The organism is Sphingobium rhizovicinum (genome assembly GCF_042647625.1).
GTDB lineage: Bacteria > Pseudomonadota > Alphaproteobacteria > Sphingomonadales > Sphingomonadaceae > Sphingobium > Sphingobium rhizovicinum.
The window spans coordinates 933100-956993 of sequence record NZ_JBHRVU010000005.1 but is presented as its reverse complement, the minus strand read 5'-3'; the positions used below and the strand labels follow the sequence as shown (position 1 = coordinate 956993).

24 protein-coding genes and 1 pseudogene are annotated in these 23894 nt (G+C 58.4%); 9 read left to right on the top strand and 16 right to left on the bottom strand.

Annotation, left to right across the window (positions count from 1 at the left end):
• Positions 1–117: 117 nt before the first annotated feature.
• Positions 118–2955, top strand: coding sequence for a DEAD/DEAH box helicase (locus tag ACFOKF_RS23070; protein WP_380798934.1), 2838 nt, complete (start codon positions 118–120; stop codon positions 2953–2955).
• A gap of 51 nt (positions 2956–3006) precedes the next feature.
• Positions 3007–3573 carry an SDR family oxidoreductase gene (locus ACFOKF_RS23065; RefSeq protein WP_380798932.1) on the top strand — a complete coding sequence of 189 codons (567 nt, stop codon included), beginning with the start codon at positions 3007–3009 and terminating at the stop codon, positions 3571–3573.
• Between the two features lie 7 nt (positions 3574–3580).
• On the opposite strand, the gene ACFOKF_RS23060 is transcribed toward ACFOKF_RS23065, so the two are convergent.
• The 5 genes from ACFOKF_RS23060 to ACFOKF_RS23040 form a co-directional block, all read right to left on the bottom strand.
• Positions 3581–4450, bottom strand: coding sequence for an inositol monophosphatase family protein (locus ACFOKF_RS23060; RefSeq protein ID WP_218147021.1), 870 nt, complete (start codon positions 4448–4450; stop codon positions 3581–3583).
• Positions 4431–5321: a diacylglycerol/lipid kinase family protein gene (locus ACFOKF_RS23055; RefSeq protein ID WP_380798931.1), complete on the bottom strand. Its 891-nt coding sequence runs from the start codon at positions 5319–5321 to the stop codon at positions 4431–4433. The genes ACFOKF_RS23060 and ACFOKF_RS23055 overlap by 20 nt, the downstream gene beginning before the upstream one ends.
• 46 nt (positions 5322–5367) lie before the next feature.
• Positions 5368–5658, bottom strand: a complete 291-nt coding sequence (locus ACFOKF_RS23050; RefSeq protein ID WP_093087380.1) for a hypothetical protein — start codon at positions 5656–5658, stop codon at positions 5368–5370.
• Positions 5659–6061: 403 nt separating this feature from the next.
• Positions 6062–6625 (bottom strand): PRC-barrel domain-containing protein, encoded by a 564-nt coding sequence (locus ACFOKF_RS23045; protein ID WP_256215428.1) that lies wholly within the window; start codon positions 6623–6625, stop codon positions 6062–6064.
• Complete coding sequence (locus ACFOKF_RS23040; protein WP_380798929.1) at positions 6615–7397, bottom strand: class I SAM-dependent methyltransferase; 783 nt, start codon at positions 7395–7397, stop codon at positions 6615–6617. Before ACFOKF_RS23040 ends, ACFOKF_RS23045 begins: the two co-directional genes overlap by 11 nt.
• 71 nt (positions 7398–7468) lie before the next feature.
• On the opposite strand from ACFOKF_RS23040, the gene ku reads away from it, so the two are divergent.
• Positions 7469–8362, top strand: coding sequence for a non-homologous end joining protein Ku (ku, locus tag ACFOKF_RS23035; RefSeq protein ID WP_380799339.1), 894 nt, complete (start codon positions 7469–7471; stop codon positions 8360–8362).
• Between the two features lie 28 nt (positions 8363–8390).
• Positions 8391–8624: a hypothetical protein gene (locus tag ACFOKF_RS23030; protein WP_380798927.1), complete on the top strand. Its 234-nt coding sequence runs from the start codon at positions 8391–8393 to the stop codon at positions 8622–8624.
• Positions 8625–8630: 6 nt separating this feature from the next.
• Here ACFOKF_RS23030 and ACFOKF_RS23025 read toward each other — a convergent pair whose 3' ends face one another.
• Positions 8631–8879 (bottom strand): KTSC domain-containing protein, encoded by a 249-nt coding sequence (locus ACFOKF_RS23025; RefSeq protein ID WP_256215426.1) that lies wholly within the window; start codon positions 8877–8879, stop codon positions 8631–8633.
• Between the two features lie 133 nt (positions 8880–9012).
• On the opposite strand from ACFOKF_RS23025, the gene ACFOKF_RS23020 reads away from it, so the two are divergent.
• The 3 genes from ACFOKF_RS23020 (at position 9013) to xth (ending at position 13348) form a co-directional block, all read left to right on the top strand.
• Complete coding sequence (locus ACFOKF_RS23020; protein WP_380798926.1) at positions 9013–9945, top strand: GNAT family N-acetyltransferase; 933 nt, start codon at positions 9013–9015, stop codon at positions 9943–9945.
• 98 nt (positions 9946–10043) lie between these two features.
• Positions 10044–12548 carry a DNA ligase D gene (gene ligD, locus ACFOKF_RS23015; RefSeq protein WP_380798925.1) on the top strand — a complete coding sequence of 835 codons (2505 nt, stop codon included), beginning with the start codon at positions 10044–10046 and terminating at the stop codon, positions 12546–12548.
• Positions 12545–13348: an exodeoxyribonuclease III gene (xth, locus tag ACFOKF_RS23010; RefSeq protein ID WP_380798923.1), complete on the top strand. Its 804-nt coding sequence runs from the start codon at positions 12545–12547 to the stop codon at positions 13346–13348. The genes ligD and xth overlap by 4 nt, the downstream gene beginning before the upstream one ends.
• A gap of 79 nt (positions 13349–13427) precedes the next feature.
• On the opposite strand, the gene ACFOKF_RS23005 is transcribed toward xth, so the two are convergent.
• Together ACFOKF_RS23005 and ACFOKF_RS23000 are read right to left on the bottom strand one after the other, a co-directional pair.
• Positions 13428–13691 carry a DksA/TraR family C4-type zinc finger protein gene (locus tag ACFOKF_RS23005; RefSeq protein ID WP_093087375.1) on the bottom strand — a complete coding sequence of 88 codons (264 nt, stop codon included), beginning with the start codon at positions 13689–13691 and terminating at the stop codon, positions 13428–13430.
• Between the two features lie 436 nt (positions 13692–14127).
• The gene (locus ACFOKF_RS23000) at positions 14128–14280 is read right to left on the bottom strand and encodes a hypothetical protein (RefSeq protein WP_380798922.1); all 153 of its coding nucleotides are present in this window, start codon (positions 14278–14280) and stop codon (positions 14128–14130) included.
• A gap of 332 nt (positions 14281–14612) precedes the next feature.
• Between ACFOKF_RS23000 and ACFOKF_RS22995 the strand changes: the two genes are divergently transcribed.
• Positions 14613–15497 (top strand): extracellular catalytic domain type 1 short-chain-length polyhydroxyalkanoate depolymerase, encoded by an 885-nt coding sequence (locus ACFOKF_RS22995; protein WP_380799338.1) that lies wholly within the window; start codon positions 14613–14615, stop codon positions 15495–15497.
• Between the two features lie 7 nt (positions 15498–15504).
• Here the strand turns inward: ACFOKF_RS22995 and ACFOKF_RS22990 are convergent, their stop codons facing one another.
• The 7 genes from ACFOKF_RS22990 to ACFOKF_RS22960 form a co-directional block, all read right to left on the bottom strand.
• Positions 15505–15798, bottom strand: coding sequence for a DUF3253 domain-containing protein (locus ACFOKF_RS22990; RefSeq protein WP_380798920.1), 294 nt, complete (start codon positions 15796–15798; stop codon positions 15505–15507).
• Between the two features lie 197 nt (positions 15799–15995).
• Complete coding sequence (locus tag ACFOKF_RS22985) at positions 15996–16262, bottom strand: hypothetical protein (protein WP_380798919.1); 267 nt, start codon at positions 16260–16262, stop codon at positions 15996–15998.
• Positions 16263–16337: 75 nt separating this feature from the next.
• The gene (locus ACFOKF_RS22980) at positions 16338–16541 is read right to left on the bottom strand and encodes a hypothetical protein (protein ID WP_093087367.1); all 204 of its coding nucleotides are present in this window, start codon (positions 16539–16541) and stop codon (positions 16338–16340) included.
• Between the two features lie 272 nt (positions 16542–16813).
• Positions 16814–16945: a hypothetical protein gene (locus ACFOKF_RS22975; protein WP_256215424.1), complete on the bottom strand. Its 132-nt coding sequence runs from the start codon at positions 16943–16945 to the stop codon at positions 16814–16816.
• 1355 nt (positions 16946–18300) lie between these two features.
• Complete coding sequence (locus ACFOKF_RS22970; RefSeq protein ID WP_380798917.1) at positions 18301–19455, bottom strand: lysozyme inhibitor LprI family protein; 1155 nt, start codon at positions 19453–19455, stop codon at positions 18301–18303.
• Positions 19452–20000 carry a hypothetical protein gene (locus ACFOKF_RS22965; RefSeq protein WP_380798916.1) on the bottom strand — a complete coding sequence of 183 codons (549 nt, stop codon included), beginning with the start codon at positions 19998–20000 and terminating at the stop codon, positions 19452–19454. The genes ACFOKF_RS22970 and ACFOKF_RS22965 overlap by 4 nt, the downstream gene beginning before the upstream one ends.
• A gap of 9 nt (positions 20001–20009) precedes the next feature.
• Positions 20010–20186: a DUF2256 domain-containing protein gene (locus tag ACFOKF_RS22960; RefSeq protein WP_380798915.1), complete on the bottom strand. Its 177-nt coding sequence runs from the start codon at positions 20184–20186 to the stop codon at positions 20010–20012.
• Positions 20187–20285: 99 nt separating this feature from the next.
• On the opposite strand from ACFOKF_RS22960, the pseudogene ACFOKF_RS22955 reads away from it, so the two are divergent.
• Positions 20286–21835: pseudogene (locus ACFOKF_RS22955) on the top strand (cryptochrome/photolyase family protein).
• Between the two features lie 135 nt (positions 21836–21970).
• Here the strand turns inward: ACFOKF_RS22955 and htpG are convergent.
• On the bottom strand, positions 21971–23857 hold the full coding sequence (gene htpG, locus ACFOKF_RS22950; RefSeq protein ID WP_380798914.1) for a molecular chaperone HtpG: 1887 nt from the start codon (positions 23855–23857) through the stop codon (positions 21971–21973).
• Between the last annotated feature and the right edge of the window lie 37 nt (positions 23858–23894).

Here is a 23894-nt window from a genome sequence, read left to right as displayed (position 1 = left end):
GACGATCAGTTCTCATCCTGATTGACGCCAGCTTCTCATCCAGATCGCCGCGCTATAGCCTTGCGGCATCTTAGGCAGCTTGCCGAGAAGTCCAAGCGCCGCCCTCTTGCTACTATAATGAGCGGCGAAGCGGCCGCGCGGCTTTATGCAGACCCTGCCGACTTCGACGCTGCGCCCCCTAGTCTGCAGCTTGGCGAACGGATCGATCCGATCAACTTTGCCGCTGAAATGGAAAGGCTGGGTTATGTCGTTGACGATCGTGTCGATGAACCGGGTGAGGTGGCGGTGCGCGGCGAAGTCATCGACATCTTTCCTTCTGATGCCGGGCTGCCGGCCCGTATCGATATCGCTGCTGGGCGCATCGTCGGCATAAGACTTTATGATCCGATCACGCAGCTTACGCAGGAGCCATGCGAGCGTCTGGAGATCGGCCGCGCGGCTGAACCGGAATCGAAGAAGGTCACCATATTGGCCCACCTGCGGCCAGGACGACTTTACGTTTCGGCAAAGGCCGAGCAGCGTCGCGCGCGTTTCCTCCGCCTGGCCACCGAAGCCGCCAGCAATAGCGGTTCAGCGATCGATGCCGCAGCCCAGTCACTATGGGCAAAGGATCTTGCCGCTTGGTGTGCAGGCGATCCGGCAGATTGCGACGTGGCGCCCATTCCTCGCTTTGTAGAGGAACGCTCACCCCTGTCAGCATTGAAGCGCTTTGCGGCACCGCAATTACAGGAGAGTAAGCGCCTGCTGCTTGTCGGCAGCGAGCGGGATGTCCGCTTCCTCCGACCCAAGATCGCCAAGACATTCAAAGCCGCGGTCGAGGCCGTCGGCTCGATCGCGGCGGTCCATGAACTTGCGCCGGGAGCGATAGCTGTGCTGGTTGCGCCGGTAGACCGGGGCGCTGATGGCAGTGAGCTGATAATGATTGCTGCCGCCGATCTACTAGGTAGCCGGGCGATCATAGGCGCAGCGCAGGACAGCGTGGCCGTCGGGCTTGCCCAGGCGGTCGGCGACATTCGGGCGGGCGATCTGGTTGTACATCAGGACCATGGTGTCGCGCGCGTCATGGGTCTTGAGCCGGATCCAGGAGAAGGCGACGCAGAACTGATTGCGCTAGAATATGCCGATGGTGCCCGGCGCCTTGTTACGTCACAGGAGGCGGGTCTGATATGGCGTTACGGCGCCGATGGTGATGCGGTGCGGCTCGACAAGCTGGACGGGTCGAGTTGGCAAAAGCGTCGCGTTGCGATCGACGAGGCGGTGGCCCAAGGCGCCCGCGACCTCCTTCGACTGGCGCAAGAGAGGGCTCAGGTCAAAGCCCCGATCATCGAACCTGATAGTGCCGCGTACGAACGATTTGTGGCCAGCTTTCCATTCAACGAAACGGCGGATCAAGCCCGGGCAATTCAGGCGGTGCGAGACGATCTTGGCAGCGGAAGGCCGATGGATCGTCTGGTGATCGGCGATGTGGGCTATGGCAAGACCGAGGTAGCCCTACGGGCCGCAGCGCTAGCCTCGCTTGCAGGATATCAGGTTATCCTGGCCGCACCGACGACGGTTCTCGTTCGTCAACATATCGAGACATTTCAGCGCCGCTTTGCCACTACCGGCATGGTCGTCGCTGGTCTTTCGCGCCTTTCGAGCGCGGCGGAGAAAAGGGCAGCGAAGGCAGGGCTGGCGGACGGCTCGATCGATATTGTTATCGGCACGGCCGCAGTCATGGCGAAGGATATTCGCTATGCTCGACTGGGGCTTGTCATCATTGACGAAGAGCAGCGCTTTGGCGCGGCAGACAAGAAAAGGCTGCGGAGACGCACCGACCTTCATCTTCTGGTGATGAGCGCGACGCCCATCCCCAGAACCTTGCATCGCGCCATGATCGGCCTGCAACAGATGTCCGTGATCGCGACGCCGCCAGCCCGTCGCCAGCCGATCCGGACGAGCCTTGCCAACCCAGACGATGCGATGATCAGGACGGCGCTGTTGCGCGAGCGATCGCGTGGCGGACAAAGCTTTGTCGTAGTGCCGCGCATCGAGGATCTCGCGCCGCTGGCCGAACGGCTGGATCGGATCGTGCCAGACCTCGCGTTGATCCAGGCGCACGGCAAGATGGCGGCAGCCGCCATCGACGACACCATGGTTCGTTTTGGCCGCGGCGAAGGCGATGCTCTGCTCGCGACCAACATCATCGAGGCAGGACTGGACGTGCCGCGCGCCAATACGATGGTCATCTGGCACGCCGACCGCTTCGGTCTCGCCCAGCTTCATCAACTGCGCGGACGGGTGGGCCGGGGTAATCGCCGGGGCCAGGTCATTCTAATGACTGAAGCGGGCGAGATTGCGGAACGCACGATGAAGCGTCTACGCACGCTGGCGACCTATGACCGGCTGGGTGCGGGCTTTGCGATCAGCACAGCCGACCTCGATCAACGGGGCGCTGGCGATCCCCTTGCCGACACGCAGGCGGGCCATATGAAGCTGATCGGGGTCGATCTCTATCAACATTTGTTCCAAGCGGCATTGAAGGAGGCGCGCGGCGAAGATGCCGGACTGTGGACGCCCGAACTCAACCTGGGCAGCGCAGGCTGCTTGCCATCGGAATGGATACCCGATGCCGACATCCGCCTGGGCCTTTATGTCAGGCTCTCGCGGCTTGTCGACGAAACCAGGCTGGATGCTTTGGAGGGTGAACTGGCGGATAGGTTCGGTCCGCTGCCCCCTGCTGCCGAACGTCTGATCGATGCCAGCAGAATTGCTATCCTTGCGCGCGCAACCGGCATCGCACGGATCGATGCTGGCCCGGCGGCGATAGCGATTACCCCGCGCGAAGCAGCGCAAGACATGAGCAAATGTGTAGGGCTTGCCAAGAAAGATGGCCGGTGGCTGTTGAAGGAGCAGACCGACGACGCTGATCGGCTTGCAAGAGTGACCAGCCTGCTCGAAAGCATTGGCGCTTAGCGAAACTTACGCCTGGCGTTCGCGTCGATCGACATCACCTGCGGCACGGGAATGTCGGATCATCAAGGGTGCGGATTTCATAAGAAGGCAGCGGTGGTCACAGGCCGTGCTCATGGCATCGGCAAAGGTACCACCCAGACATTATGGGCCCAGGGCTGGAAAGTAGCGGTTCTGGATCAGGGTGCCGAAGCGGTTCGAGATCTTTCCGACGAGATGCCGACCGACGCGCTTGTTTCGATCCGAGCAGACGTTGACGGCGGGCGCGACGTCGAAAAGGCGTTCGATAAGATTACGGACTGGACCAAGGCCATGAAAGAGATGGAGGGTATTGATTGGCTCATCTCCAATGCGGGCATTGCCAATCCGGCCTCGATATCGGCGTCAATGCTTCCCTGCCCACGTGGATTGAAACTCGCCCCCTGCGCCAAAGCAGGCGTGCGCGGAGCGGTGGAGCATCGCACGATCAACCTGGACCGGCATCTAGTCGACAGCGTCGACGATCCATCAGGCATCGCGGCGACCGTTTCATTTCTGGTGTTCGAAAGTGCGGGGTTCATCACTGGGCAGCGAATCGCCGTCGATGGCGGCATGCCTCGAAAGATGACCTACCCGCATTGACGGTTTTCTATATCTGTTGGCTTTGATCCTGCGCATCCGCGCGCTGAATATCGGTCATGCGGACAGCATCCTCAGGCTTCCCAAGGATCAAGGGACGCCGCCACCGCGCCATCTGCGCTAGTTGGCCGCCAAAGCTGTTGAATGGCACCCAATTTCCATCCTCCTCCTGAAAAACGCAAGCGCCCGATGCGCGCGCAAGAGCTGTCCCCCCCGCGACATCCCAGATGTTTGGCGCCGCAAACCTGGCGACTTGCAGAAGACCTGCCGCCACGAAAGCACATTCGATCGCGGCCGATCCTGTCTTGCGCCCATCCCACGGACCCGCATCAGACTGGCCGTGCGGATCACCCGCAAGCCGTTTACGAACAGCCGGGTTGGGCATGCGTGACATCTGTGCGCCATCGAACCGCAGTCCGCCAGAGCCGCCGCAGTGATAGACGCCAGGCGTCAACAAATGCGTTGTGCTGCACCATAATGCGCCGACGACGGGAACGCCGCGATACAGGACGCCAACGGATGACGCGAATAGTGGAAAGCCATTGATAAAGTTGCTCGTCCCGTCGATCGGATCGACAGCCCAAACGAAATCATTGTCCAGTCCAGGATGGATGGCCATTTCCTCGCCGATGATGCCATGGTCGGGGAAATGTTGTGCCAGTTGGTTGCGGATCATTGCTTCGACCCGGCCATCGACTTCGCTTACCGGATCGCGCATCAAAGCAATGGCGTCATCATCGCCCTTATATTGAACGGCCATAAGGCTGCCCAACGTAGCCATGATTTCCCGACCTCCAATCGTGGCCAGTTCCACCGCCACAGCTTCCATGCGTGCAAGTAAGTCGGGCGTTGGCAAAAGCTCAGCAGGCGTCATCGTCATGTCCCGTCATGCTGACCGGCACCAATATCGTCACCGGCTCGTCGTCCAGCGCTACTTCGACCGTCCATGCGTCGTCAGGCATATCGATAGGGCGGTCATCGATCCGGGGACAAAGACCACTGGCCTGAAGCCTGACGACGCACCCCGTTTCCAATCGGGCCGGCGGCGGGCCGGAGAAATGTTCGGCCCATCCCACCATGGCGTCTCGATCGGCCTCGCTAACAAGCAGGATGTCGAGTTGCTTATCTTGCGTGTCGGCCCGTGGGGCGAACGGAAGCCGGGGGCCGATCGCGCCGATGTTGAGAATTTCCACAAGCAGCCATGGTCCGTCGAAGCGGCGTCCATCGATCTCGACGGTGCATGCGATCGGTTTAGCTGTGCGCAGCGTCTCCCGAAAAGCTGAGCGGCCGTTTTCGCGCTTTTCTTCCGGGGTGTCGGGCGATTCATCGACGAGTTCGATAGATTGATTGAGCGCGCCAAGACCTACCGCTTCCAGAAAGCCTCTGCGCCCGAACGGCCCGGTAATGCTGCCTACAGTGAGCCTCTTTTCGCGCGCATTGTCGAGACCACCAATGACTGCTTCGAGAGACTGACGAATGCCAAGTGCCCTTGCGACATTATTGGATCCGCCCATCGGCAGAATAGCAATGGGTACAGACCGGTCGGGTATCTGGGTGGCCACCGAAGCTACGGTTCCATCGCCGCCAGCGGCAATCGCCATGTCCATGTCGTTCATTCTGGATCGAATATCGTCCCGGCCATGTTCACAATAGCGGATGGCAAAACCAGTCTCTTCCAATTGACTGATGAGCGACCGGATCGGCTCGGGCTTTGTGCCCGCATTGGGGCTATGGACCAGCAGTGCTTTCACCCGGAGTATCTGCCACTCAACCTAGGTCGCATTACCGACATATCAATCATGGTTGCACACCAAATTCTTCCAACGCAGCCGTAACGACTTCGACTTTTGCGTCATCCTGCAAATCGATCGAGACCGTAATGCCTCCAGCAAGAGGGACATCATCTCTTCCGTCCTCATCCACCGTTTCGCTGTCTGCGCCTCCAATCCGATTGCCTACGCTGTTGTCCGGTCCGGATGCAGTCACGAAAATGTCGGTTCGTTCAATGCCGATTTCCTGGACCAGTCGTTCCACGGCCATGTCCGCCTGGTCCCGGCTATCAAATGTGCCTGTCAAAGTGGTGCTCATGGTGATCCTTTCATGGAATTGGCACGATAGGGATAAGGGTAATCTTCTGGTTTTGTCGCGCTGACGGAGTAGCAATCCTCTACATCCTCGTGCGACTGGCTACCGCCTATGCTAGGATCGGCATCAACGCCATTGGGTCGTACTTCGTGGGCAGCTCTATGACGGGGCGACATGTGCGATTGACCCTTTTCAAGGTAGAAAAATTTTCGTTCTAGCCATGTTTTCGATCCTTCGCCAACGCGGTGACTGGAAGCGACGCCCGGCCTTGGTATGAAGTGCTGGTGCGGCGATCGGTTGCATTCTGTTTCGACATTTATTGCAGGAACCAGATACAGTACGGCCCGCTCAAAGCGACATCGGACTGGGAGGCAAATAGTGCCATCGGCGCTCTGCCGGTCCGATCCTATGGGCGCCAATCGGGCATCCCATCAACCTCTTCTGCTTGCATGGACAACTGAATATGCTCTGCGCCGCAGCAAATCGCGTCTGCAGATATGGCAATCAATCGTTCCCCAACGCCAGCTATCCCGCCACGGCGCAAAATGATCGTTTGCAATTTTTGGCTCTTACAATCGAGCATGGCATCAACAAGGCTACCAATCTTGTTGTCCGATTGATCGAGCACGTCCATTTCGATCAGGCTGCTTGCTGTCAGCAGGGTAGGTGCGGGCGAGGCCTTACTCGCCTCGACCGCCAGCCGTCCCCCTTCTTCGTAACGGGCCTGCCGCCCAAGCCAGCGCCAGATGCCCACGCCGTTGACCAAAGTCAGGAAGCCGTTGGTCCAAAGCAAGTTGGCTTGGCCAGACGCTGCGCCAACAATCGACCAACAGATCGAACCGACAGTGAAGACGGCGAAGCCCCAACCGGTCACTCGTGCTCCGAGGTTCGAAGCCGTCATCACGGCGGCCAACATCGTCGCTGTTGGCGCGATCCAACCCGCCATATTCGTCAGATCTTCACCGCCCATGCCGCACGCCACTCTCGCCCAAGCATGCGCGATAAAGATGGCAAGGCGGCAGGTTCCACCACTCATAATCATGGCTGACCTTGTCAAACCGCGCTTCGAGATAGGGGCGAATTCCAGTTCGCATCTGATAGGCAAGGAAACTACCAGACGGGCGCAGAAGGCGCGCGCTGGCATCGATAATAAGACGCGCCTCTGCCTCGGACAGAGTCGAGAAGGGCAGACCCGAGAGGATGCAGTCAACGCGATTCAGTCCCTGCTCCGCGAGAATGGCTTCGACATCGCTAGCCGAACCGGTCGCGACGATAAGGCGGGGATCGCCGCAAAGGGCGCGTTCAAGATGCTGGGTGAAGTCAGGACTGGTATCGATAGCGAGCAGTCTCGCATCGGAGCGAAGCCGGGCGAGGGCAGTCGCGGTGAAAGCGCCGGCTCCCGGACCATATTCAACCATGAGATCAATCGCGTTCCAATCAACGCTTTGGAACATATGCGAAACCATTCGCCGGGAGGCAGGGAAGGATGACCCGACCATGCTGGGATGGCGGAGGAATGTCCGTGCCACGATCCAGAAATCTCGCAGCCCACCACGATGGGCAGCGCATACGCGGTTCCTGCTTGCGCAGTGACGTCCTGCTTCGATCATAAGATCTTCCTTACCAATCCGGTCGTCGTCATAATGGCGCGCCGGATCGCTAGGTTTCACGGCAGGCACGAAAATCGTGCTGATGCAGGTTAATCGCCATCGCATAAGAGCTTCATTCTTGCCGAGCTTCAAAAGCGCATGGCCCGAACTTTGGAACGGGGCTTGCCGGAAAAAGTTATCGGGAAAATGGGTTGGAGATGATCATGGCTGCACGACCTTATTGGAAAGGCCAGATTCGCCTGGCTCTGGTTTCGATCCCTGTCGAAATCTATTCGGCGACCAAGAGCGGCGCGACCATTGCGTTCAATCAAATTCATGAGCCGTCCGGCAAGCGCATCAAATATGAGAAGGTCGTGCCCGGCATCGGCCCGGTCGATCTCGATGAGATCGTCAAAGGCTTTGAATATGCCAAGGGCGAATATGTCCTGCTCGATGAGAAGGAGATCGAAGGCGTCAAGCTGGAGAGTAAGAAAACGCTCGAACTGACGCAATTCGTTGATAGCCACGATATCGACCCGATCTATTTCGAAAAGCCCTATTATATCGTGCCAGCCGACGACCTAGCCGAGGAGGCCTTCATCGTGCTGCGCGAGGCGCTTCGTCGCAGCCGGAAGACAGGACTTGGGCAGCTTGCGATGCGCGGCCGGGAATATGTAGTCAGCATCAAAGCCTGCGGACGCGGAATGGTCATGGAAACCCTGCGTTACGCTTACGAAGTCAACAAGGCGGCGAGCTATTTCCGTGAAATCGGTGATGGTGATCCCGATGACGAACTGCTCGATCTCGCCACGACCCTGATCGAAAAGAAGACCGGCAGGTTCGATGCCAGCGACTTCCATGACCGCTATGTCGATGCGCTCAAGGACCTGATCCAGCGAAAGAAGAAGGGAAAGACCCTTAACATCGACGAAGACGATGGCGAATCCGATCCGCGCGGCAGCAACGTCGTTGATCTGATGGCTGCACTCAAAAAATCTTTGGGCAGCGGCGGTTCCAAGCCCGACGCGAAGAAGACGCCTGCCAAAAAGGCAGCGAAAAGCGCCGATAGGAAAGCGGCAGCGAAGACCCCAGCCAAGACCACGCGCAAGCGGGCGTGATCTCATGCCCAATCAAAACCCCAGGGCGATGAGCAACGACGACGATGATGCCGCTTTCGCGGAGGGCGCCATCACTCTCTGGAGCAACCTGCTGGCGCTGATTGGCACGCACTTGCTCGAAACCGGCATGCCACGTCACGAAGTGCTCGATATGCTTAAAATGCTCCACGAAACCAATGAGGAAACCGTGCGATCGCCCCGCGCACGCGCCATCGCAGGACAGCATTTGAAGTCGGTCTACGACGCGCTTGGAAAGGCCTGAAGGTTCCTAATCTGTCGGACCAAAACGCCGACGCTCCGGGTCGCGACGGCACGCAAACCGACCCCTGATCTGCTCATTGAAAAATGAGCCCACCGAGGCGGCTTTGCACAACTCCTCAAAGATGATGGCAGGTACGTCATAATAGAGGTATTTGCCGGTCTGGCGGAACGAGATACTCAGCGTGCGCGCCTCATCATCGAACGCGACACGCTCAATCATCGAGGACTTGTTGAAACGGCAGGCACGCATCAGCATTTAGCGAAAGAACCAAGGGCGCGTTCCCTCCCAGTAGACGAGCGGAATCACAAACAAGGCCGGATGAAAGTCCCGTGCTGACATGGGGATGGATGCGCCATGAACCGGGGGCCAGCTAAAGGGTTGTCGTGAAATGGCAAAGGCAGCGACCGACGAAGAACTACGCGAGATGGCCGGCCATCGCGGCCTCAAGCTTGTAAAATCACGCAGGCGCAAACCCGGTGTAGGCGACTATGGCAAGTTGGGGCTGACCGACGCGGCTGGCAACCCGTTGCTCGGCATTGGGACGCAGGGGCTGGAAGCATCGGCACAAGATGTCGAGGCCTATCTGCGGGCCGGTGCCGCAAGAAATTGGAAGGCGTCGGCGGAAACTACCCCTGCTGCACCAGCACCCAAAGCCCGACGCGCGGGCAATGGCAGTGATAACCCAGATCTTGAACCGCCCATCCGGCCGCGCGCAAATCGCAGGTCCGTAAAACAGCCAGAACCGCTAAGCAGACGACATTCAGAAGAACAAAACAAAGCCGAAAATCGGCCAAGAGCTCGACTTAAACCCGCCGCAGACGAGGCTGCCAGTGTCAGGTCAGCATCTCGCTCAAGCGACCGCCGCTCCAAGCCTGCGCCGCTGCCTGTGCCGAAACTGGTCATCCGTGCCGCCAAGACAAGCGACGCGGAAGCACTTGTTCCGCTCGTGCGACAACTGTCCGGGGTAAGGCTGGACAAACTCGGTGTCGCCCGGAATTTGAAAGCGGCAATGAAGGCGGATGCCGGCATGGTCATCGCTGAATGCGGTGAGGTGGTCGGCTGCTGCCACTGGGTTGTTATACCTACGATTCAGAACGGGCTGGTCGGAAGACTGACATTGCTGCTCGTTGCGCAAGCGCACCGAAGAAAAGGTATCGCCACCGCCTTGGTAGATGAGGCCGTGACGTTGTTGCGCAAGGCAGGTTGCACCCGGCTCGAAGCAATGAGCGACATTGAGGTCAGGAATGCCCATAATTTCTTTCGGACCTTGAAGTTCGAGCAGACAAGCTACCGGTTCGCGCGATCAATCGGCCGGGAATGATTTTTTTTGTCCAGTTTCTCCGCGTCGACGAGGCGTGGTGCACGCAGGAACGAGTCACGGCATCTGCGGATTAAGGAGCAAAGGAATGTGAGATCAACATGGGCAAAGCGCAGATCAGGACAGAGGATAGTCTCGCAACATACCGCGCCAAGCGGGACTTCGCGCGCACTGCCGAGCCGACCGGGGCGACGCAGCACGCCGCCGGCAATGGCTTTGTGGTCCAGAAACATGCCGCGTCCCGTCTACACTATGATTTCAGACTTGAGCTCAACGGTGTTCTTCTTAGCTGGGCCGTAACGCGCGGCCCCAGTGCCAACCCGGATGACAAAAGGCTGGCCGTGCGGACTGAGGACCATCCGCTCGACTATGCCCGGTTCGAAGGCACCATTCCCAAGGGCGAATATGGCGGCGGCACCGTCATGCTGTGGGACAACGGAACGTGGGAATCCATCGCTGGCAAGGATCCGCGCGAAACCTTGCCCGAAGGCCATCTCCATTTCATCCTCCATGGTCGCCGGATGCAGGGCGAATGGATCCTGTTCCGTATGAAACCGCGCGGCAAGGAAAAGGGCGAGAACTGGATTTTGCGCAAGGTGAACGACGCCTTTGCTGGCGGCTCGGACGATCTGGTTGGGCTTCACCTGACCAGCATCGATACTGGGCGCACCATGGAAGAGATTGCGGCCGGCAAACCGATCGCAAGATCGAAGGCCAAGGCATCGCCTGCGGCCCCTGCTTCAGCCGGCAAATTTGCAAGAACTAAAAAGCGCAGTAAGGCTGGTGGTGTCTTGCCGTCATTTCGTCCGGTGCAGCTGGCGACTCTGGTCGATCATGTGCCTCCGGGCGACCGCTGGCTTCACGAGCTAAAATATGACGGATACCGGATGTTGATCGCAATCGGCGGTGGCGAAGGTCGCGCCTACACGCGCTCGGGGTTGGACTGGTCGGACCGGTTCGCGGAACTGATCGGCGACGCGGCCATGCTTGACGCACAAAGTGCCTTGATCGACGGTGAAGCTGTCGTGGTCTTGCCCGATGGTCGCACCAGTTTCCATGCTTTGCAGGCAGCGCTCAAGGGCGACCCAAACACAATCGATTATTTCGCATTCGACTTGCTCGAGCTCAACGGCGAAGATTTGACGCCACGGCCCCTGCTGGAGCGCAAGGAGCTACTAGCCGCGCTGATCGGGCAGAAGCAGGGCCATCTGCGTTATTCCGATCATATCATCGGGCGCGGCGAGCAGCTTTTCGAAAATTTTTGCGGCGCGGGACTGGAGGGCGTCATTTCGAAGAGCACCGACGCGCGCTATTCTGGCTCGCGCTCGGGGACCTGGGTCAAGACCAAGTGCATCCGCCGCCAGGAGTTTGTGGTCGTCGGATGGACACCTTCGGACAAACAGCGGGGCTTTCGCGCTTTGCTGCTGGGAGTGAACGAGAAGGGTGTACTGCGATACGCAGGAAAGGTTGGAACCGGGTTCAGTGGCGAGGAGATCGAGCGCTTGATGGCGTTGATGGCGCCGCTCCAACAGAAGACCCCGACCGTGGAGGCACCCAGGGCTGCGGTGCGCGGCGCACATTGGATCAAGCCGAAGCTCATTGCCGAGGTTGCCTTCATCGAACTTACCGACGAAGGCGTGCTGCGGCATTCGAGCTATCTGGGGCTTCGCGAGGACAAAAAGCCAGAAGCGGTGGTTGTCGAAACCGAGGTGCCGGTCGGCGAGCTGACCGCTCCCGCCGCCAGCGCCACCGTCAAGATCAGCAACCGCGAGCGTGTCATCTTTCCCGAGGGCAAGCATACCAAGGGCCAGCTCGCTGACTATTATGAAGCTGTTGCGGAGATCATGCTACCCTGGAGCGGCAGCCGACCGATAAGCCTGGTGCGCTGCCCGCAAGGGCGCGACAAGAAATGTTTCTTCCAGAAGCATGATGCTGGCAGCTTTGGTGACGAGGTCAAGCATGTCGCGATTCGCGAGAAGGATGGGCATGATGAACCCTATCTGTTCGTCGACACGCCCGCTGGCCTTCTGACCTGCGTCCAGATGGGCACGATCGAATTCCATGGCTGGGGTGCGCGGATCGAGGACGTAGAGAAGGCCGACCGACTGGTGTTCGATCTCGACCCGGACGAGGGCTTGGAGTTCAAGGATGTGGTCTCGGCCGCTCTCCACCTGCAGGATGTGCTAGGTCAGATGGGTCTAGCAACCTTCCCGATGGTAACCGGCGGCAAGGGCGTTCATGTCATTGCGCCACTCACCCCGACTGCCGAGTGGCCGGTGGTCAAGGATTTTGCGCACCGCTTCGCCATGGCCCTGGCGCAGGCCGACCCCGACCGGTTCACTGCAGCCCTGGCCAAGGCCAAGCGTACTGGACGCATTTTTATCGACTATCTTCGCAACCAGCGCGGCGCCACTGCTGTCATGCCTTATAGCGCGCGTTCGCGACCCTTCGCGCCGATCGCGGTACCGCTTAGTTGGGAGGAATTGCGCGATCTGGACAGTCCGGCCCACTGGCATATCAGCGATGCCGCCGAGATGGTTAAGCGTGCAAGATCCAAAGCGCTCGCGCAATGGGGCCGTGCCGACCAGATCCTGCCGGACCTGTGAAAATCGCGACCTACAATGTGAACGGCGTCAATGGCCGTCTGCCAGTCCTGCTTCGCTGGCTGGCCGAGGCTGAGCCGGACATCGTAGTGCTCCAGGAACTGAAGGCGCCGCAAGAAAAATTCCCGCTAAGCGCTTTTCGCGACCTTGGCTATCAGGCAATCTGGCATGGTCAGAAGAGCTGGAACGGTGTTGCCATCCTCTCCCGCGTCGGCGAAATTCATGAAACCCGCCGCGGATTGCCACATGACCCCGACGGCAGCCAAAGTCGCTACATCGAGGCGGCGGTCAACGGCGTGCTCGTCGGCGGCCTATATTTGCCGAACGGAAATCCGCGTCCCGGACCAAAGTTCGATTACAAGCTTTGTTGGTTCGATCGCTTGATCGATCATGCGACAGGGCTGCTGGGATTGGGCGTTCCAGTGATTCTGCTCGGCGATTTCAATGTCATGCCGACCGATCGCGATGTCTACAAACCCGAACGCTGGCGCGAGGATGCCTTGTTCGCGCCCGAAGTCCGGACGGCATTTTTCAGGCTTCTTGATCAGGGCTGGACGGATGCGCTCCGGACCATCCATCCGGACGACAAGATTTTTACTTTTTGGGATTATTTCCGCAATGCCTACGGCCGAAATGCGGGCCTGCGCATCGATCATCTGTTGCTCAGTCCATTGCTGCGCGACCGGCTAATCGACGCCCAGGTCGATGTTCATGTGCGGGGCTGGGAGAAGTCGAGCGACCATGCGCCAGTGTGGGTCGAACTCTCCGACAAGAAGGCTCGACGCCGTAGCCCCAAGCGATGATGCGCCAGGGCGGTCGGGCAGTTGACCGTGATCCCACCCATTTCGAACGACCGGTTTGGCTGGTCATGTCCGCAGCGGATTATCTGAGCTGACTGTCCTTGCTACCTCGGCGATTGATGCCGATGGAACGGACAGTGGCGTCACGTTTCGACTGGCACACAACACATGTCCGCGTGCCGGGCAACGCCTGCCGACGGCGCTCGGGAATATCCTCGCCGCAGTCGTCGCAATATTCCGCACTGTCGCCTGTCGGCATCATCGTTCGTGCGCGCTGAACAGCGTCCTTGATCGTATCATCGATTTGATCTTGCACTGCGCCATCGGGTGCCCAACCATTTGCCATCGCCTTCGCCTCCAGACCTTAAATGGCGTTCTGGTGTCCCAAGTTCCAAGCGTGTGAACTGCTCATTAAGCATATGTTCTCCTTTTTACGTCATCATGGAGAGCGACCGTGCCCGATCGAGAGTTGGCGATATCGGCACCGACAAGCGATATGTTCGGCGTGACGATGAAGGTAAGTTCATCGGGTCTGATGATATCGGCACATCGCTGGCATCTGATGTCCGTGAGCAGGCCAAAACGAAGACGGAGCCGGGGCAGGATGATCGCGGCAGTCAGAAGGTTCGCGGATGGGCTCTCGGCGAGGCATCAGGGGTCGTCAGCTCAAGTGCCTTATCAATGGCCCTCGCCACTAGGGCTCGTCAGACGGCAGTTATGGTCGCGCGTGGGATTGTTCTACCAGACAAGGACCGCTCTCGTCTGGCTCGCCCCTGGCACGATCAACCACTGACCACATCAAACTCTCGTTTCGCCAATATCTCAAGCGTTTCACGGCTTTCGCCGCGCAACACCTCTTCTTCGTATGCCAGTAAATGTTTTCCACTTTGAAAGATCGATACACCACGCCTTGCAAGCTGGTCTAACAACCCCATATTGTGCAGTGCAGCATAGATAAGTCGTGGCTGAGCAGGGGCTGCATTGACGGGATGGGAGACTTCGCGTGGCCAGATTATCCGCTACAATCGCCCGACTGGCAGCAATGCGCGCCAGCCATCCGGGCCACATTATTGCCGGCGGTCCAGACCGATTGACAAACTTCGATGCTTTTGGGACCAACCCTGGTGCATTGCGCGCTAAAATCTATGTCCCCGATCAGATAGGTGAAAAGCCGGCACTCGTCGTCATATTACATGGCTGCACGTAAACCGCCGAAGGCTATGATCGCGGCGCGGGTTGGTCACAATTAGCAGATGAGCACGGTTTCCTGCTGCTGTTTCCCGAGCAGCAGCGCGCAAACAACCCCAATCTCTGTTTCAACTGGTTCTCTTTCGCCGACAATGGCCGCGATCGAGGCGAGGCGCTGTCCATCAAACAGATGATCATGGCGATGGTGGAATACCATGGTGCTGATCCATCTCGGATATTCGTGACCGGTCTTTCCGCAGGGGGCGCAATGACCTCCGTTATGCTTGCAAGCTACCCGGAATTGTTCGCAGGTGGCGCTATCATCGCCGGCCTGCCGTACGGGTCTGCGTCCAATATGCCGCAGGCGCTTGAAGCCATGCGCGGGGCAGGAGCCTTTAGCGCAGGTGACCTGGGTAACCGAGTCCGGCGTGCGTCCAACCATAATGGTCCCTGGCCTCGCATCTCAATATGGCATGGCAGCGCCGACGCAACAGTCAGCTGCACAAACGCGGACGCTATTCTCGCCCAGTGGCTCGCTGTGCATGGTCTCAATGCGGCGCCGGACGCTTCGGAGCAGATAGCCGGGCACTGCCGACGCGCCTGGAACGATGCAGCCGGGCGCCCGCTCATCGAGGATTATCGCATCGCCAATATGGGCCATGGCGCGCCACTGGCCACGTTTGGGCAAGACGCTTGCGGTATGGCGATGCCGTACATGCTCGAAGCGGGTATCTCATCCACGCGCCGAATGGCATCATCCTGGAGCTTGCTGGAGACCGGAAGGGAGCGCATATTCGCGCCACCCGTCGGCAATGGCCAGAAGGCGACTCTGCCTTTGCCTGTGTCAGGCGCAAGCCGATCGGAAGCTTTGCCCACAGATCCCTCCCGACCGGAAGTATCGGGGAAAGCAGGAGTTGAAAAAGCCATCCACGACGCGCTCCGCGCCGCGGGCCTCATTCGGTGATGAAATATTACCGCTTGGGTGGCGCTCGGCCGATCCGATAGGGCCCATGGCGTGATGCCATGACCTTTCCCTTCCAACTCAATTTGACCAGCCCATCGACCACCATCTGATCAATCGTAGTATGGACGATCGGCATTATCGAACGCCAGGTCTGCCCTTCCGTGTCAGCGCTCGCACTTTTGGCAAGCACTCTGGCGACCTCGCTCGGACAAACTGTTGCCGTTTCCGTGCGGCAATTGATCAGCTCCAAGATGGCGGTGCGCGCATCTTCCATCTGTCGCAGGCTGATGTCAGGGGTCATCAGGCTAACTCTTGATCGATGCAAGATTTAAGATGTCTATCATGACAGCTGCCCGACCCGCCTTCCTTGCAACACCGCGCCGAACGAAATTATCTGGTCCCAATCCCTTTGCTATCTCTCACGCAAGATAGATGCGATACCGCAACAAAAGCCCGATTGTTCAAGAAAGCTTCAGCTTGTGGTGCGTCATAAGTCGTTTAGAGACCGATTGCTTCGAGTGCGGAAGCGACCTCGGGATCCATGGCTTGATCGGATTTGGACGTCAGGCGATTTAGTGCGGTGCGGAGCCGCCTTTGCGCAACCTGCAGTGTCTTATGCCGCGCCTCGCGCGTGACATTGGTTCGCCATGATCTGCTCTCGCCCAGCAGGGCTGACCATTTCGCTTCTTCCGCTGCAAGGATAGACAGTGCCAAACGCAGACCATCCCGCCGGCCATGTGCATAATCCGGTTCCATGGCCATCATTCGAAATTTTCATATTGCGCGCTTCTACAGCGCGCAATTCTGACGATTGGAGTAAGCAACATTGTCACAACGATGTCAGTCGGTTGAGTCAGTGTCGGACATAACGCTCTGCAGGGATTTCACGACGCCGTATCCAACGACGGCAAGCACACCGATCTTCAGCGCAGCACTGACAATCCGAGGCGCGAAGTAGCCCATGAGGGCACCCTTCGCACCGCTGTCACCGTCCCGCTGATCTAATTTGGATCCTATAACTGCACCAATGACTTCCGTGATCATATCCTGTTCCCCAGTTCAGATCAGAAAGCGCGTGACATCGCTTGAGGTTCCACCTTCTCGTCCGCGTCATATCAGCCAAATCGTGGATCAGACAGCACCGCCAGAGGCGGACCGGCGGCCAAAAATGCGGGGCACATGCCGGTATCGCGCACGGTAAGCACATTGTGATCGGCAATGGACTGCTGAGATGCCACACAAGATCGTTTGCAGGTCGGCCGATTTCCCTGCAGTCGATACCTTCTTTGTTAACGGCTTCAGCAACTCTCGGGACGTCAGCCTTTATCGGTGGCGCGGCGTTGCATTTCATCAAACACTTGCTGTTCATACTCGGTCGGGCTGTCCGGATCGGCAGCGTTCCACAGCGCGATCAGCGTCGCGTCATCGAGATCCTCTACATCTGGCATAGCGACATTCCGGAGTTATACATCATAAATCCTATCCAATTTCCTTCGCTAACATACCGGCCTTTTTCCGAGAAAAATGGCCCTACGTTTATGCTGTTCGATCAGTAGAACGTCGTCACGACGGCATTGAGCAATGAGCGCGGCCGTCTCTTCTTCGACAGCCAGATTAACCAGGCGAGCATGTGGGATCGATCCCGGTCATATTGCTGTTTAGGTAGATTCAATTTTGTCGTTTCCTCTCTTGTCTATTTTATCTTCGACTGCCTGCTTTTCAGTTCAACCGCCCTGTCCGCCTGTCGAGGACATGGCGGCAGCTGATCGTCCTGCATGGAGGCCGCTGTGGCGGCGCCCTTTAAGTGATCGTACAAGGCGTATCTCAGGAGGGTCGGATAAAACAATATGTCCGCTTTCAGCACCGCACTATAACGATAGAAATAACCGCGCCGTCGCTAGGCAGGGTGCGTGATTTCATAAAAGGGACCGCCGGAACGACAAATCGGATGGCAATTAGTTCCTTATCCGCAACGATAAAAATTCAAGACATCATGCCAAGTTTGATTTTGTTTGGAACCCCATCCCTTTGATACCGTTCTGGAGACGTTGGACGGCTTAACCCCCCCGAAAGGCGTTCAACAGACCCTTCGATAGACCCCGCTGGCGTTCCCATGGCTGGCGGGGTCTTTATCTTAGGTAGCCTTTCAAACGATCAATCCGGCCCAGTCTCCTGGATCAACATGGACGGTCAGTGGTTCATCCTAGATAGTCAAACCAACTGCGCATGCGCTTTGTTTGCTTCGATGGTAGTGCGATAAAAGGAGAGCGAGAATGCCCAAGACACCCAAAACGACCGAAGGCCCTGAAGATACTGGCGCTGGCGGACCCACCAATCGGAAAGCGGCAGAAAAGGTTTCGCCGGGAGATAAAAGTGCGACGATCGCAGGGGAAGGGCTGGGAAGCCCGGCTATCTTGAGCACAGATATCGAAGAGCCGAGGGCTCCTGATCCAACAAGTGATCGCCCCCAGCGCGGGCCAAGCGGTGCAGCGACAGCGAGCAGGTTCCCAGACAATTTGCCTAAAAAAGCCTCGGATCTAATTCCAAGGTGCAATCCGAATGGGCTGGCCTGCCACCATTGCGGGTTTCGTCATCATGAACATAATTTTGCATGACGACGCAGATTGGGTCGGCCTCTCCATGCCGATGGCGTTCGTCGGCAGACTGATTTAAGGTGCAGATGGAATTCATGGACGCGCGCTTCATACCGGTGATAGGTGGCCGGACCGTCGCACAAAGGGCTCGCCCATTTGGCAATACGTTCTTTATATTGCCGGTGAATTGCCATGGCTGCTCCTGACCTTCAGGTGCCGCAGCTATGCGCGCTCGAGAGGATGGCGCCGATGGTGTCACTTGCCAGTCTTTTGGCGTCTTCGGGGGACTTGGCCAGATATTTGACATAATATCCTGTCAGTTCGGCGCGCGCGCTGTCTATGCCGGATGCGGCGACCACACGCGGTCGACCGTTTTCGTCGGCCTGCGTTCCAGTTGATTGTCCCAAGCGCGCCGCGTCAAGGGCAACAGCATAGGCGCGATAGGCGGCAAAGCGGATCGTGCCGTCGCAGGCCGGCCAGTTGTTGAGGATTTTCCGGTCAAGTTGGGAAAGGGCAGGGAGCGGCGGCAAAGTACGGGCGCAATCCGTGCGAAAGACGAAATTGTCCATGGTGGAGCCGAAGACCGCACCGGTCGCATTCAGCAGATCGGGGTGCCTGATGATCGCGGAGCAGGGCAAATCCCGCAGCATGATGCCAGCCTCTTTCTCTTCGGACAGATAGGGGCCAAGAACATTGAGAAAAGCTGCAAAATGACGATCGGAACGAAAAATGTCGTTGATATGGCTGACAACCGGATCGTCGCCGCTGGGACGTGACAGGATCGACCAGCCAAATGACTGGCTCTCGTCCGACTGCAGGGCCGTCAGATAGGGCGATAACAGGGCGACGATACGCTTCCGGCTTGTCGCCCGTTCAGGGACCGACCAGGATGCGTCGACCGGTTCGGCGGCCCAAAGCGCAATGACTTCGAGTATCGGGGCAAAGCCTGTGCCGTCACGGCGAAGAACAGGGTTCGCCTTATCCGGCTCTCGCGTCAATATAGCGGTCGCCAGCTCGAAATTACGCCGCGCGTAGAGTGGTGCAAGGCATTTCCCAATGGGTAGCGATCGAGCCATCCCTTCGCACGACCGCATGTCCTTAAGGGTTTGGCGCTGTGTTGCCAGTTCGTTGGAAGGACCGTTGCCAAAGGCGCTCGTGCGGGCGAGCGCAAAGAGGCTCGCCATCTCGCGATCTGCCGATGACAGCGCTGGGTCAGCACAGACGGCTTTTTCGACTGCGGTACGTGCCGAAGCGCAGGAAAAGCTCGGAACAGGCGCCTTGGCCGGGGCAGGGCGGTCAGGCTGAGGGCTGGTCGCGGCCGTCAGCAGGAGCGCAGCGGTGATGATCAGAAGGTTATGCGTCATTCAGCAACCCTTATCAGTTCGATATCTGGTTCCGACAGGCCTTGGCCGGCTGCGGCGATACGCTGTTTGAGGACAGCCCCGTCAGTGAAACCGCAACTTGATGCCGACTGCGGATCGCGCGCGATGAAGCCGCCGCTGGCTTCGACGGCGCCTGCAGTCTCTGCGTCGCAGGCAAGGATCGTTATAGCCGGATGCTGTCTGCGCATGTCGAGCAGCATATAGGTCGCCTTGATGGAACGTTCGGGCCTCTTGGGATCGCTTTCCTGTAGCTGAAGTATGAACCTCCCGCTTCCCGCCTGAAGCAGCGGTACGGTCAGCACACGCCAGGGATGGTCCGGGCCTGTCACCAGTAAGCTGCCATCATATTGGTTGCGGATGTTCAGAACATCGCCGCCCGGAGCGCTCGATCCCGGCTCCGCCAGACGATAGGCTCCGTCTTCGAGGGATTTGGCAGCATCGACGGCGGTAAAGAGCAGCGGGCCAGTCCAGCAGCCTGTCAGCATCAGGGTCAGTGGCAGGATCAATAGACAGAGTGCGCGTGACATGGCCGAACCTTAAGCGACAGGGGCACTGGATGCACCTGCTCCGGGTTTGGCGTTGGACCGGCACCGGTCAGAGCAATAGATGACCTTATCCCAGTCACGCGCCCACTTCTTGCGCCAGCTAAACGGACGCTGGCACACAGGGCAGATTTTCGACGGGAATTCCGATTTCTTCTGCATGCGGGGCATCAGCGGCGTCTCTTTTGGCTATCGTGCGCAAACATGACCTGTTCCGGGCGTTAACGCATCCGATAGGATCTAAACCCGTTTGGAAACCGAAAAAATCACATGACCATCCTCATTCCTGTCCTTGGCGACCAACTCAGCCACGAACTAGCGTCGCTCCGCGATATCCGACCGTCGGATGCGGTCGTTCTCCTCATGGAGGTGAGGGACGAGGCCACATATGTGCGTCATCATAAACGCAAGATCGCCCTGATATTCTCGGCGATGCGCCATTTTGCCGAGGAGCTTCGCGTCAAAGGCTGGCACGTCGATTATATCAGCATTGATGATGCTGACAGCAGTGGGAGCTTTACAGGAGAGGTACAGCGCGCAGTCGACCGTCATCGTCCGACATCCATCCGCATCGTCCAACCCGGCGAGTGGCGGGTGAAGCTGATGATCGATGATTGGGCGAAGCGATTCCAATTGCCGGTGGATGTGCTGGACGATGATCGCTTCATATGCGGTATTCTCGAATTCCAGACATGGGCTCAGGCACGTAACGACCTTGTGATGGATTTTTCTACCGGGACATGCGGCGCAAGACCGACCTGCTCATGGATGCAGACGGTAAACCGGAAGGGGGTGAATGGAACTTCGACAAGGATAATCGCGCGCCGCCTAAGCGCGGCCTGAATTATCCTGAACCCATGCACTTCCAGCCCGATGCAATGACACAGCAGGTGCTGGCGCTGGCTGAAGACCGTTTCTCCGGACATTTCGGAAGTCTGGACAAATTCAGCCTGCCGGTGACAGCTGGGCAGGCACGACGGGCGCTCGCACATTTTGTCCGAACCGCGCTGCCGGATTTCGGCACATATCAGGACGCAATGGTTACGGGCCAGGACTGGCTCTACCATAGCTGGCTCAGTCCTGCGCTGAATCTCGGTCTCCTGACGCCGATCGAGGTGGCTCAGGCTGCCGCCGACGCATATGCGACAGGCAATGTTCCCCTGAATGCCGCCGAGGGCTTCATTCGTCAGATCATAGGCTGGCGTGAATATGTACGTGGATATTATTGGCTGGAAATGCCGGAGGTCGGCGATGCCAACGCTCTTGAAGCAGTGCGCCCACTGCCGGAATTCTACTGGTCGGGTGAAACCGACATGCTCTGCCTATCCGAGGCTGTCCGCAACACGCGGGACAATAGCTATGCCCATCATATCCAGAGGCTGATGGTGCTGGGCAACTTCGCCATGCTGGCGGGTGTTCGTCCCCAGGACGTCGCAGACTGGTTTCTGGTTGTCTATGCCGATGCCTATGAGTGGGTCGAACTGCCGAACGTCATCGGCATGAGCCAACACGCCGACGGTGGCCGTCTGGCGACCAAGCCCTATGCGGGTGGCGGCGCCTATATCAACCGGATGTCCGATTACTGCGGCAAATGTCATTATGACGTGAAAAAGAAGACCGGGCCGGATGCCTGTCCCTTCAATGCACTATATTGGGATTTCCTTGCACAGCACGAGCGTCGCTTCCGCCGGAACCGCAGAATGGTGCAGATATATGCAAACTGGGATCGCATGAAGCCGGAGATGAGAGATGCCTATCGCGCCAGCGCGGCAATCTTTTTGAGAACGCTTGAGCCTGCCGCGGAAGGTTGGGCGCGATAGGGACAGGGGATTGGTTCGCAATCCGCTCCTGGGAATCGGGATTTGACCGCTAGATGTCTCCAGTGGGGGCTGTTGGCGAAGTCGCTCGGCCGAACCTTTCAGTAGGTGGGGAGCCTGTAGGCTCCCCACGGCCATTCATCCCAGAGCTTTCGTCATCAAACGCTCCAGCCGCTCGGCAAAGGCCCGTGGATCAGCCGGCGCCTCGCCTTCGGCAATCCGGGCCTCATCAAGCAAAAGAAACGCCAGATCCCGTCGCCCTTCCTCATCGCCACTGGCCTGCCCCAGCTTTGCGATGAGCGCATGGCCGGCATTCACCTCCAGAACCGGCTTGGCTCGCTCGGGCGCACGGCCGGCCGAGGCCAACATCTTTTCCAGCTGAAGATCCATGGCGTTGTCCGCCGCAACGATGCAGACCGCGCTGCTGGTCAGGCGGTCTGAAATGCGGACGTCGGACACCTGATCTGCCAATGCCTCCTTGGCGAAGATAATGAAGTTATTGGCCTCTTCGCTTGGGGTTGCTGCAGCACTGCTCCCTCCAGCCAGCGGGATGAGGCTCAGATCAGCAGCGCCTTGGGTGACAGATTTGAAAGGCTTCCCCTCATAATCGACGCCCATCGTCGTCCAAAAACTGTCAACCTGATCGGGGAGAAGCAGAACCTCGATACCACGCGCCTTGAAGCCCTCGATCTGAGGCGATTGCGCAATCCGATCCAGGTCATGGCCGGTCGCATAATAGATGGCGGTCTGGTTTTCTTGCAGGGTGCTGACATAGTCCTTTAGCGAACGCCATTCGCCATCGGACGTCGTGCTTTTGAACCGGGCCAAGCCCAGCAACGCGTCGCGACGCTCGAAATCTTCGTAAAGCCCTTCCTTCAGGACCGGTCCGAAATTTTCCCAGATAGGGGCATATCGCTCAGGCTCGCTGACCGATAGCTTGTCGAGTTCGGAGAGGATGCGGTTGCTTACGCCCTTTTGAATGGCGGACAGAACCGGGCTGTCCTGGATCATCTCGCGCGACATGTTGAGCGGCAGGTCGGCGGAATCGACAAGACCGCGCACGAAACGAAGATAGCGCGGCAGGATATCCGCCTCATCAGTGATGAATACCCGGCGCACATAGAGCTTGATGCGACCCTTACGGTCGGGGTCGAACAGATCGAACGGTTTGGTTTCGGGAATGAAGGTCAGAACGGAATATTCGTGACGCCCCTCTGCGCGGTAATGTAGCGTCAGAGCTGGCTTGTCGAACTGCCCTGCCAGGCTGCGATAGAAATCGGCATAATCTTCCTCGCTGATGTCGTTCTTCCCCTTGGTCCACAGCGCGACGCCGTCGGCTACCTGCGCTGGCTCCTCCTCGCTTGCGACTTCCTGGAGGAAGATGGGAACCGGCACATGGCCAGATTGCGCCTTGATTATCCGCTCAACCGTGTAGCGCTCGGCATAGGTCTTGGCATCCTCGAGCAGGTGCAATGTGACGCGTGTCCCGCGCGCAGGGGCTGCTGCAGGATCGGCCGGTGCAATCGTATATGTACCCAGCCCGTCGGAACTCCAGATGGCTGCATCAACCTCTCCGGCACGGCGAGAAACAACCTCAACCTTCCCCGCCACCATGAAGGCTGAATAGAAGCCGACGCCAAATTGGCCGATAAGCTGCTGCCCCTCACCATTCTTGTCAGCAGCAAGCTTGTCCATGAACGCCTTCGTGCCCGACCGCGCAATGGTGCCCAGTGTCTCACCCATGTCGGCGGCAGTCATGCCGATGCCGTTATCCTCGATCACGAGCGTGCCGGTTTCCTTGTCCAGCTTCAGGTTGATGCGCGCTTGGGGTTCGTCGCCGAGCAGTGCCGGGCTGGAGATCGCCTCATAGCGCAGCTTTTCGCATGCATCGGCAGCATTGGAAACAAGTTCGCGCAGAAAAACGTCTCGGTCGGAATAGACCGAATGAACCATCATGTGCAGAAGCTTGGAAACATCTGCCTCGAAAGCATGTGTTTCAGGGGCGGTAACGGCATCCATTGTCATCGTCTCTCCGGCTCGCATTCCTAAATCGGCGTGCGAC

What these genes read in the sequence shown, in the direction of transcription:
- ACFOKF_RS23070 (WP_380798934.1), top strand. Translation starts at nt 118, where the DNA reads ATGAGCGGCGAAGCGGCCGCGCGGCTTTATGCAGACCCTGCCGACTTC.
- ACFOKF_RS23045 (WP_256215428.1), bottom strand. Translation starts at nt 6,625, where the DNA reads ATGGGCGGTGAAGATCTGACGAATATGGCGGGTTGGATCGCGCCAACA.
- ACFOKF_RS22960 (WP_380798915.1), bottom strand. Translation starts at nt 20,186, where the DNA reads ATGCCCCGCATGCAGAAGAAATCGGAATTCCCGTCGAAAATCTGCCCT.
- ACFOKF_RS22980 (WP_093087367.1), bottom strand. Translation starts at nt 16,541, where the DNA reads ATGATCACGGAAGTCATTGGTGCAGTTATAGGATCCAAATTAGATCAG.
- ACFOKF_RS22965 (WP_380798916.1), bottom strand. Translation starts at nt 20,000, where the DNA reads ATGTCACGCGCACTCTGTCTATTGATCCTGCCACTGACCCTGATGCTG.
- ACFOKF_RS22975 (WP_256215424.1), bottom strand. Translation starts at nt 16,945, where the DNA reads ATGCCAGATGTAGAGGATCTCGATGACGCGACGCTGATCGCGCTGTGG.
- ACFOKF_RS22985 (WP_380798919.1), bottom strand. Translation starts at nt 16,262, where the DNA reads ATGATGGCCATGGAACCGGATTATGCACATGGCCGGCGGGATGGTCTG.
- ACFOKF_RS22990 (WP_380798920.1), bottom strand. Translation starts at nt 15,798, where the DNA reads ATGACCCCTGACATCAGCCTGCGACAGATGGAAGATGCGCGCACCGCC.
- ACFOKF_RS23020 (WP_380798926.1), top strand. Translation starts at nt 9,013, where the DNA reads ATGGCAAAGGCAGCGACCGACGAAGAACTACGCGAGATGGCCGGCCAT.
- htpG (WP_380798914.1), bottom strand. Translation starts at nt 23,857, where the DNA reads ATGACAATGGATGCCGTTACCGCCCCTGAAACACATGCTTTCGAGGCA.
- ACFOKF_RS22970 (WP_380798917.1), bottom strand. Translation starts at nt 19,455, where the DNA reads ATGACGCATAACCTTCTGATCATCACCGCTGCGCTCCTGCTGACGGCC.
- ACFOKF_RS23025 (WP_256215426.1), bottom strand. Translation starts at nt 8,879, where the DNA reads ATGCTGATGCGTGCCTGCCGTTTCAACAAGTCCTCGATGATTGAGCGT.
- ACFOKF_RS23050 (WP_093087380.1), bottom strand. Translation starts at nt 5,658, where the DNA reads ATGAGCACCACTTTGACAGGCACATTTGATAGCCGGGACCAGGCGGAC.
- ACFOKF_RS23060 (WP_218147021.1), bottom strand. Translation starts at nt 4,450, where the DNA reads ATGACGATGACGCCTGCTGAGCTTTTGCCAACGCCCGACTTACTTGCA.
- ku (WP_380799339.1), top strand. Translation starts at nt 7,469, where the DNA reads ATGGCTGCACGACCTTATTGGAAAGGCCAGATTCGCCTGGCTCTGGTT.
- ACFOKF_RS23030 (WP_380798927.1), top strand. Translation starts at nt 8,391, where the DNA reads ATGAGCAACGACGACGATGATGCCGCTTTCGCGGAGGGCGCCATCACT.
- ACFOKF_RS23000 (WP_380798922.1), bottom strand. Translation starts at nt 14,280, where the DNA reads ATGGGGTTGTTAGACCAGCTTGCAAGGCGTGGTGTATCGATCTTTCAA.
- ACFOKF_RS23065 (WP_380798932.1), top strand. Translation starts at nt 3,007, where the DNA reads ATGTCGGATCATCAAGGGTGCGGATTTCATAAGAAGGCAGCGGTGGTC.
- ACFOKF_RS23005 (WP_093087375.1), bottom strand. Translation starts at nt 13,691, where the DNA reads ATGGCAAATGGTTGGGCACCCGATGGCGCAGTGCAAGATCAAATCGAT.
- ligD (WP_380798925.1), top strand. Translation starts at nt 10,044, where the DNA reads ATGGGCAAAGCGCAGATCAGGACAGAGGATAGTCTCGCAACATACCGC.